Raw genomic sequence first — 9091 nt, forward strand, 5'->3', positions numbered from 1 at the left:
GGTTAGAAAAATGGTATGCGTGATGAGAATCTGAGTCATTTTTCGTGGTTTTCGAAAAATGATTTCCTTAACGCGAGGTAGCTGCGAGTTGGACTTTTTGCAGTGCATGAAGATACAAACATTATTTAAATAGTCTGGATTCGACTTGTCAGTTTTCAAGGTTAGGGGAAATCTGACAAGCAATAATAAAAAAAGGGGTTGAGGTTAATGGGATGGTGGCAAGAAGCAATCGCAGCGGCGAAACGGAATGATCCGGCAGTTAGGACAGGCGCAGAAGTAGTACTTACATATCCAGGTGTTCATGCATTATTTTTCCATAAGTTCTCGCATTTTCTTTACCGACATCGCTGGTTTTTGTTGGCGCGGATTCACTCGCAATTTTGGCGTTTTTTGACGGGGATTGAGATCCATCCGGGTGCTAAAATCGCTCCGGGCGTTTTTATTGATCATGGAATGGGTGTAGTGATCGGGGAAACAGCCGAAGTGGAGCGTGACGTGGTACTGTTTCATGGCGTAACGCTAGGCGGAACTGGAAAAGACACAGGAAAACGCCATCCAACGGTACGCCAAGGTGCGTTTATATCGGCAAATGCACAAATATTAGGTCCTATCGAGATTGGCGCAAGAGTCAAGATCGGTGCGGGCGCTGTCGTATTAAAAGATATACCGGCGGATGCGACAGCGGTAGGTGTACCTGCAAAAGTAGTTAGATTAAAAGGGGAGAAGGTTCAACATGATTAAAATACACAATACTCTGACGCGAGAAAAAGAAATTTTTAAACCAATTGAAGAAAATAAAGTCCGCATGTATGTCTGCGGACCAACCGTTTATAACTATATCCATATCGGAAATGCCCGCAGTTCGATTGCCTTTGATGTGATCCGTCGTTACTTTGAGTATCGCGGCTATGAGGTGAATTATGTATCGAATTTTACAGACGTAGATGACAAAATCATCAAAGCGGCGAAAGAATTATCGATTACAGCACCAGAAGTAGCGGATCGTTTCATTGCGGCATTTAAAGAGGATACTGCCGCATTGAATGTGAAACCGGCGACTTTGCATCCGCGGGTCATCAATCACATTCCTGATATTTTAGCGTTTATCGAAGCGTTAATCGAAAAAGGCTATGCGTATGAAGCAAAAGGCGATGTGTATTATCGCACGCGTAAGTTTGAGCATTATGGTGAATTAAGCGATCAATCGATCGATGAGTTGGAAGTTGGCGCGAGCCAAAGAACGGGTGCAGAGCAGGCGATTAAAGAAGATCCATTAGACTTTGCCTTATGGAAAAGCGCGAAACCAGATGAAATCTCTTGGGAATCCCCTTGGGGTGAAGGCCGTCCAGGCTGGCATATCGAGTGCTCGGTAATGGCGACCAAACATCTAGGCGATACGATCGATATTCATGGCGGCGGACAGGACTTGGAGTTTCCTCATCACGAGAATGAGATCGCTCAAAGTGAAGCGAAGACCGGTCAGCGCTTTGCGAATTACTGGATGCATAACGGCTATGTAACGATCGGTGAAGATGATGCGAAAATGAGCAAATCTCTGGGAAACTTTGTGACGGTTCATGACTTAGTCAAAGAGATCGATCCGCAGATTTTACGCTTCTTCATGGCAACGACACAATACCGTCGTCCGATCCGTTACAGCGAAGCAACGATGAAGGATGCTCAGGCGAATTTGCAAAAATTACGGACTGCATTTGAAAATGCGACGTTCCGTCAAAGCACAGCAGAAACAGAATTATCCGATGACGAGCAAAAATTAGCTGAGTTATACGCGCTGAAGGATCGTTTTATCGAAGAGATGGATGATGACTTTAACGCGGCTAATGGTATCACGGTTGTTTACGAAGCTGCCAAATGGCTAAACAACTATAGTGAACAGGACAAAGTTTCAGCCGCAGTTCTGACAGCAGCGTTAGAAGAATTTATGAGTATGCTGGCAGTTTTTGGCATCGAGTTTCAAACAGCCGGACTACTGGATGAAGAAATCGATCAATTGATCGAAGAACGAAATCAAGCTCGAAAAGATAAAAACTTTGCCCGCAGCGATGAAATTCGTGATCAATTAAAGGATCAAGGAATTATTTTAGAAGACACCCCTCAAGGCGTCCGTTGGAGACGAGCATAATATGACAGACTATAAACAATTAAATGCATTAGCACTAGCCTATGTGGGCGATGCTATCTATGAAACGTACGTGCGGGATTATCTTGTGCGGGAGGGGCAGACACGTCCGAATAAGCTGCATCACATGGCAACTCATTATGTTTCGGCTAAAGCGCAAGCAACGTTGATCCAAAAAATGATCGAAGATGGTATGCTGACAGAAGAAGAGCAGGGGATCTATCGGCGCGGGCGGAATGCCAAAAGCTACACCTCTGCAAAAAATACCGATATCATGACCTATCGTATGTCCACTGGATTTGAGGCTTTAATGGGCTATTTACATCTATTAGAGCGGAAAGAGCGATTGGAAGAGCTGATCAAGTGGTGTTTAGAGAAAGCGGGCGAAGCAAATGAAGGATAAAAAACAACGACGCGGAAATGAGCGGCGCAATCAACGAAAAAATGATCGACCGAAAGATTATCACAAAGAACCAATCGATGCGATTGAACCGGAAGAGAATAATTTCGTTTTCGGACATCATGCCAGTGTAGAAGCACTGCAGGCTGGCCGAGGAAATAAATTATTTATGCAAGAAGACGCTCATGGGGATAAGATCGACCAATTGAAAAGCTTGGCGAAAGAACAAGCTGTCCCTGTAAAGTGGGTGCCGAAACAAAAACTGGATACTTTAAGTGACGGCGGTGTCCATCAAGGTATCGTGCTGGGGATCACACCTTACGAATATTTGACTCTTGATGAATTATTGACAAAAACTTCTACTGTAGAAGCGCCGTTTTTGCTGATTTTAGACAGTTTAGAAGATCCGCATAATTTTGGGTCGATCTTACGAACGGCTGATGCCAGTGGGGTGTCCGGTGTAATCATTCCAAAGCATCGTTCAGTCGGTATCACACCGGTTGTAACGAAAGCCTCAACAGGTGCAGTGGAATACGTATCGATCGCGCGTGTTACGAACTTGGCACAAAGCATTAAGCAATTAAAAGAAGCTGGTTATTGGATTTTTGGTACGGATATGGAAGGCACGGATTATCGTCAATGGAAAGTAACGGGTCCGATTGCCCTAATCATCGGTAATGAAGGAAAAGGCATGAGTGCAGGCTTGAAAAAGGAAGTCGATGAGATGCTGACGATCCCGATGACCGGACATGTCCAAAGCCTGAATGCGGGTGTAGCTGCGGGACTATTGATGTATGAAGTCTTCCGAAAGCGAAGTGAACCGTAATGAAAAAACAATTGTTGATCGTTGACGGTTATAACATGATCGGTGCGTGGCCGGAATTGACAACTTTGAAGAATCAAGAGCGCTTAGAAGAAGCACGGGAGGCTTTATTATTTCGTCTATCAAACTTTGCGAAATATCAAGGCCTTGAAACGATCGTTGTGTTCGATGCTCAGTTTGTTCCGGGGATCACGCAAAGCTATAAAAAGTATCAATTAACAGTAGTCTTCACGAAGGAAGATGAAACGGCCGATAGTTATATCGAGCGGATCGCAGGTGAATTGAATGATCGCCTGACCCAAGTAACAGTGGCGACTAGCGACTTGGCGGAACAGTGGACGATTTTTTCTCAAGGTGCTCTGCGAACTTCTGCGCGAGAATTGTATAAAACGGTTCAGCAGACGGAGGCATTGATAACTGGGGATACTAAAGATACGCAATTTAAAAATTTTCGACGAAATTCTCCATGGAATAATGAACAATTGCAAAAATTGTCACAAAAACTGGACGAATTAAGCCAAAAAAAATAAAATTCCATTTAACACTCCTCTCATTTTTAAGCAAAGTGTATGCTTTTACTTGTGAGAGGGGTGTTTTTTGGAATGGAAGAAAAATTTGATAGTGAAGCTTTTGAAGAAATGTTTAGTCAATACCTGCCAATCATTTATAGTATCCAGTCTCGGTACCAGATACGTGATTTTGATTCGGATGACTGGTTGCAGGAAGGGCGGATCGCTTTAAACGATGCTTTGCATAGTTATCGCAAAGATCGTGGAACGACATTCGGTTTGTACTACAAAATGATTTTTGAAAATCGTATCCGTTCCCTTTTACGTCGCCAACGAGCTAAAAAGCGTTTGGCTCAGCAGAATGCTGTGTCAATTGAAAAAGTCGGGACTGAAGCGTTCAGTGAACACTTTCAGTATCATGAGGTGGTTGAAGAGAGTATGTGTATTAGTGAGATGATCATGACTGGCGGAGTCGCCTTGTCTTCTTTAGAGCTCCGTGCCTTGCATTACTATTTAAAAGGGGAAGAGCCCCAAACGATTGCACAGCATTTGAAAGAAACAGAAAAGGCCATCAAGAATGCGTTGAACCGGACGAAAAATAAAATCAAGAAAAAGATAAGTGAAATGGATGAATGATTTGAAGGGAATTTTTCCCTAATAAGCAGATAAGAATTTGCAAATTTTTTTATCTTGTGATAACATTGAAAAGTTTTATATTTGTGCTATAATATATGTTGAGGTGAACTGTATGCCAACAACTTTAGCGACTATCAAGAAAAACTTGGAAGATCGTATTGGTACTCCGATTATGCTTGTAGCTCAGACGGGACGCAAGCGTCAAACACAACGCAAAGGTATCTTAACAGAGACCTATCCTTCAGTTTTTGTGGTTGATTTGGACCCAGAAGAAAATTCTTTCGAACGTGTTTCATACAGCTATTCCGATGTATTGACTCGCACAGTAGAGATCGAATTTCTAACAGAAGCAATTTAAAAACCATGGAGCGAACGCTCCATGGTTTTTATTTGTCTTCTGAGTTTTCTTGTGCAGCTTTTTTTTGTTCCACTAATAGATCGCGAATATCTGCCAAGTACTCTTCGGCTGTAGGAACCGTTTCTTCAGGCTCGTCAGCTTCGTTTTTGATGGTCGTTTCTCGTGCTTTGTTAGCAGCCTTGACGATTAAAAATAGTACAAAACCAGTAATAATGAATGTAATCAGTGCACTGACAACATCACCAAAAGCAAAGGTAACGCCTTTAACGGGTGTCCAATCTAAAACAGACATTGCTTCGTTTAAATCTTTTCCTTTAGTAAATAATGAAACGATCAATCCTACTAGCGGCGTAATCAATCCATTAACGACATTCGTTACGATCGCAGTGAAGGCAGTACCAATGACAACACCAACAGCAAGATCAATAACATTGCCGCGCATCAAGAATTCTTTAAATTCTTTAAACATCGTCTCACTCCTCTCTCTTCGTCCTTATTTTCAGTATAGCGAAAGAAGAAAAAAATTTGAAATAAAAGGGACTGTCGGCTAAGGCTGATTCCGGTTCTTAGGACACTCCTGTGCTATAATTGACCTTAATGATAAGACGAAGGATGCTCGGATCAGTTCTGTTTCTTGGTTAGCAAGAATAGCAGATAGATAGAGGTGAGGCGATTGAATTTTTGCCAGGGAAATTGCCCGCATTATTATCTGCAAAAGTTTAATTGACTGTTCTGCGGCAGGAACCTCAGACTTATTTTTCGAAAAATAAATATATTAATACGCATAAGGAGCTTTGTAATGATCGAATTAAAAAAAGGCGTGCGCTTGCACGTTATTCCGACGAAAAAGTATAAAACGATTCAATTCTACGGGCGTATGACCACCCGTTTAACGAAAGAAATCATGACCAAACGCGCTTTATTGGCGAACTTATTAGAAACTAATTCTTTACGTTATCCTGATCAAACGAAACTAAGCGGGCAATTGGCTGAACTTTATGGTGCCAGCTTTGGCTTGAATGTGGGACGTAAAGGCAATCTGCATTGGCTGGATATTGGGCTAGGAGTCGTTAATGGGAAATATGTTGATGATCCGAAACTGTTGCCGGCCGCAATGGATTTTCTGCGTGAAGTTCTATTTTATCCGAACATTCATGAGGGCAAATTCGATGAGCAAACCTTCCAACTAGAAAAGGAAAATCTGCAAAGTTATATTGAAACATTACATGAAGACAAGCAGACGATGGCTTCTTTAAAAATCAAAGAGACCTATTTTACAGACGAAGCGCAAAAGCTGCCAAGCTTTGGTACGGTAGCTGATCTAGAAAATGAAACGAGTGAAAGCTTAGCGGCTTATTATCATGAGATGATCACTCAAGACCAAGTGGATCTATTCGTGATCGGCGATGTGGAAGAAGCAGAGATGGCTGAATTGTTCAAACAACTGCCATTTGTTGAACGTGAGGAGAGTTATCCTGCGATTTATTACTATCAAACAAATGACAATGTTATACGAGAACAGCAAGTTCAAGAAACGGTCACACAGGGAAAATTGAACTTGGCTTATGCAACGGATGTGTATTTTGAAGATACCGATCGCTTTGCGCTATTAGTTTTCAATGGCCTGTTCGGCGGCTTCCCCCATTCAAAATTGTTTATGAATGTGCGGGAAAAGGCTAGTTTGGCTTACTATGCTTCTAGTTCTTTTGACACTTTCCGCGGGTATCTGCAGGTTCAAACAGGGATCAACAGCGACAATCGTGAGAAGGTTTTACACCTGATCGATGAACAGCTAATTGAGCTGCAGGCTGGAAACTTTACCGATCTGGCTTTTCAACAAACCAAAGCGATGCTGAAAAATCATTACCTGCTCGGGTTAGACAGTATGCAAAACACGATCGAGACAACTTACTTGGCGCAATGGTTGCCGCAAAGTAAACTAACAGACGAAGAATGGCTGAGACGCTTGGCGGCTGTGACACCAAAAGATGTTCAAAAAGTCGCGAAGAAAATTCGTCTGCAAGCGATCTTCTTTTTAGATGGAGGGCAGCAGAATGGATAAAGTAGCATATCAAAAAATCAATGAAACCTTATATAAAGAAGTTTTACCGAATGGCTTGACGGTCTATTTGTTGCCAAAGGCCGGCTATCACAAGACCTATGGCTTATTCAGCACCAATTACGGATCAATCGACAATGAATTTATTCCGCGGGGCGGAACAGACTATATTAAAGTTCCCGACGGTATCGCTCATTTCTTAGAACACAAGATGTTTGAAAAAGAAGATGGCGATGTTTTTCAAAAATTTGGCGAACAAGGCGCATCAGCGAATGCCTTCACCAGCTTTACTCGTACGAGCTATCTGTTTTCAACAACGGATCAATTGGAATTAAATTTAGCCACGCTGCTGGATTTTGTTCAAGAGCCTTATTTCACTGACGAATCTGTCCAAAAGGAGCAGGGGATCATTGGACAAGAAATCCAAATGTACCAAGATGATCCAAGCTGGCAGCAGTTTTTCGCTATCTTGAAGAACATGTATCCGAAACATCCGCTGCACATCGATATCGCAGGGACGATCGATTCTATTGCAGAAATCACAGCAGAAGACCTATACACTTGCTACAATACGTTTTATCATCCTAGCAACATGACACTGTTTATTGTGGGAAATCTGGAACCGCAAGCGTTGATGGATTTCATTCGGGAAAATCAAGCTAAAAAGACGTTTGAAGCACCTGAACCAATCCAACGCCGTTTTCCACAAGAATCACCTGACGAGATCATCAAACTTAGTGAAGAAAAAATGCCGATCACGATACCAAAAGCAATCGTGGGTGTCAAAGGCTTGGCAGAGCTGCCTGCTGATGACAAAGAACGCCTGATCTTTAAAATCTCGATGGATCTGTTGTTCCAAATGTTACTAGGAACAACCTCACAAAATTATTTGCGTTTGTATAATGAAGGACTTTTAGATGACAGCTTCGGTTATGAGTTTTCATTAGACCGCAGCTTCTACTTCGCTGATTTCGGGGGCGATAGTGAAGAGCCGCAAAAATTGGCGGATCGCCTGACGGAAATTTTACTGCATTTTGCGACTGATCCAGAGGTCAATAAAAAGAATTTAGCTTTATTGAAGAAAAAAATGCTGGGCAAATATTTCCAATCATTGAATTCATTAGAATATGTTGCCAACCAATTCACTCAATCCTTATTTGGCGAGTGGACCTTGTTTGACATGCCGGAAATTATTCAGGAGATCGAACTAACAGATGTCTTGGCAGCGGGTGAACTGTTTATCCATGAAGAAGCCTTCACGCGTTTTTATATGGAGAAGGAGGCCTAAGATGCCTTATGCATTAGTGATGGGCGCAAGCGGCGATATCGGGCAAGCCGTTTGCGAGAAATTGGCGGGGCAAGGCTGGTCCCTCTATTGCCACTATAATCAGCAAAAAGAAAAAGTCTTAAATTTCGTTTCAGACTTACAGAAACGTTATCCTCAGCAAGATTTTTTTATGGTATCCTTAGACATGTTGAAGGAAGCGGAAATCCCACATTTTTTGCAACAGTTATTCCAAGTGGATGGGATCGTTTTTGCTTCTGGTTTTACCTTTTACGAGTTGCTGCCTGAGACCAAAGCTGATCAAATGGAAGCCTTGTGGCAGGTCCATTTGAAAACCCCTTTACTTCTATTACAAGGGCTGCAGGAAAAATTAGCGGCCAATAAAAATGGGCGGGTCGTTTTCATCGGGTCCGTTTATGGACATCGCGGGAGCAGCATGGAAACAGTTTACAGTGCCGTTAAAGGAGCACAAGAGGCCTTCGCGAAAGCTTATGCGAAGGAGGTCGCAACGTTGGGTATCACTGTTAATGTTGTAGCGCCAGGAGCTGTACAGACCAAAATGAATGACAATTGGAATCCGCAAGAATTATCTGATTTGAAGGCAGAAATCCCATTAGGCCGTTTAGCTGATCCTAAAGAGATCGCAGCAGCCTGCAATTATTTATTTTCAAAAGAAGCTAGTTATACGACCGGTATCGTTTTACCTGTCGCTGGCGGCTGGATGGAATAGCGCCGAAAATTATTTCATTATTACGAATTAGGATGCCAGTTGCACTATGCATTTTCAATGCATTAGTGGAATGGTATGCGTGATGAGAATCGGTTATAATTTTTTCCATAAAAATTATTTCATTATTACGAATTAGGATGCCAGTTGCACT

11 protein-coding genes are annotated in these 9091 nt (G+C 42.3%); 10 read left to right on the forward strand and 1 reads right to left on the reverse strand.

The window, feature by feature from the left end:
• The first annotated feature begins 207 nt into the window (after positions 1 to 207).
• From epsC to A5875_RS13840, 7 genes are all read left to right on the forward strand, one after another.
• Positions 208 to 741 (forward strand): serine O-acetyltransferase EpsC, encoded by a 534-nt coding sequence (gene epsC, locus A5875_RS13810; RefSeq protein WP_088934139.1) that lies wholly within the window; start codon positions 208 to 210, stop codon positions 739 to 741.
• A complete protein-coding gene (gene cysS, locus A5875_RS13815) occupies positions 734 to 2143 on the forward strand; it encodes a cysteine--tRNA ligase (protein ID WP_088934140.1) in 1410 nt (469 codons plus the stop codon). Before epsC ends, cysS begins: the two co-directional genes overlap by 8 nt.
• A gap of 1 nt (position 2144) precedes the next feature.
• Positions 2145 to 2543: a Mini-ribonuclease 3 gene (locus tag A5875_RS13820; protein WP_088934141.1), complete on the forward strand. Its 399-nt coding sequence runs from the start codon at positions 2145 to 2147 to the stop codon at positions 2541 to 2543.
• On the forward strand, positions 2533 to 3366 hold the full coding sequence (rlmB, locus tag A5875_RS13825) for a 23S rRNA (guanosine(2251)-2'-O)-methyltransferase RlmB (RefSeq protein WP_088934142.1): 834 nt from the start codon (positions 2533 to 2535) through the stop codon (positions 3364 to 3366). Before A5875_RS13820 ends, rlmB begins: the two co-directional genes overlap by 11 nt.
• The gene (locus A5875_RS13830; RefSeq protein ID WP_088934143.1) at positions 3366 to 3893 is read left to right on the forward strand and encodes an NYN domain-containing protein; all 528 of its coding nucleotides are present in this window, start codon (positions 3366 to 3368) and stop codon (positions 3891 to 3893) included. The genes rlmB and A5875_RS13830 overlap by 1 nt, the downstream gene beginning before the upstream one ends.
• 72 nt (positions 3894 to 3965) lie before the next feature.
• On the forward strand, positions 3966 to 4508 hold the full coding sequence (locus A5875_RS13835; protein WP_088934144.1) for a sigma-70 family RNA polymerase sigma factor: 543 nt from the start codon (positions 3966 to 3968) through the stop codon (positions 4506 to 4508).
• 112 nt (positions 4509 to 4620) lie between these two features.
• Entirely contained in the window at positions 4621 to 4866 is a 246-nt protein-coding gene (locus A5875_RS13840; protein WP_088934145.1) for a Veg family protein, read from the forward strand.
• Between the two features lie 28 nt (positions 4867 to 4894).
• On the opposite strand, the gene mscL is transcribed toward A5875_RS13840, so the two are convergent.
• On the reverse strand, positions 4895 to 5335 hold the full coding sequence (gene mscL / locus A5875_RS13845; RefSeq protein ID WP_088934146.1) for a large conductance mechanosensitive channel protein MscL: 441 nt from the start codon (positions 5333 to 5335) through the stop codon (positions 4895 to 4897).
• A 330-nt stretch (positions 5336 to 5665) separates the two neighbouring features.
• Here mscL and yfmF point away from each other — a divergent pair, with 330 nt between their 5' ends.
• From yfmF to ymfI, 3 genes are read left to right on the forward strand one after another with little or no spacing between them, the layout of a single operon-like run.
• Complete coding sequence (gene yfmF / locus A5875_RS13850) at positions 5666 to 6928, forward strand: EF-P 5-aminopentanol modification-associated protein YfmF (RefSeq protein WP_088934147.1); 1263 nt, start codon at positions 5666 to 5668, stop codon at positions 6926 to 6928.
• Entirely contained in the window at positions 6921 to 8213 is a 1293-nt protein-coding gene (gene yfmH, locus A5875_RS13855) for an EF-P 5-aminopentanol modification-associated protein YfmH (protein WP_088934148.1), read from the forward strand. Before yfmF ends, yfmH begins: the two co-directional genes overlap by 8 nt.
• A 1-nt stretch (position 8214) precedes the next feature.
• Positions 8215 to 8940 (forward strand): elongation factor P 5-aminopentanone reductase, encoded by a 726-nt coding sequence (gene ymfI, locus A5875_RS13860; RefSeq protein ID WP_088934149.1) that lies wholly within the window; start codon positions 8215 to 8217, stop codon positions 8938 to 8940.
• Positions 8941 to 9091: the final 151 nt, after the last annotated feature.

This window comes from Enterococcus sp. 3H8_DIV0648 (assembly GCF_002140655.1).
GTDB classification, from domain to species: domain Bacteria; phylum Bacillota; class Bacilli; order Lactobacillales; family Enterococcaceae; genus Enterococcus_A; species Enterococcus_A hulanensis.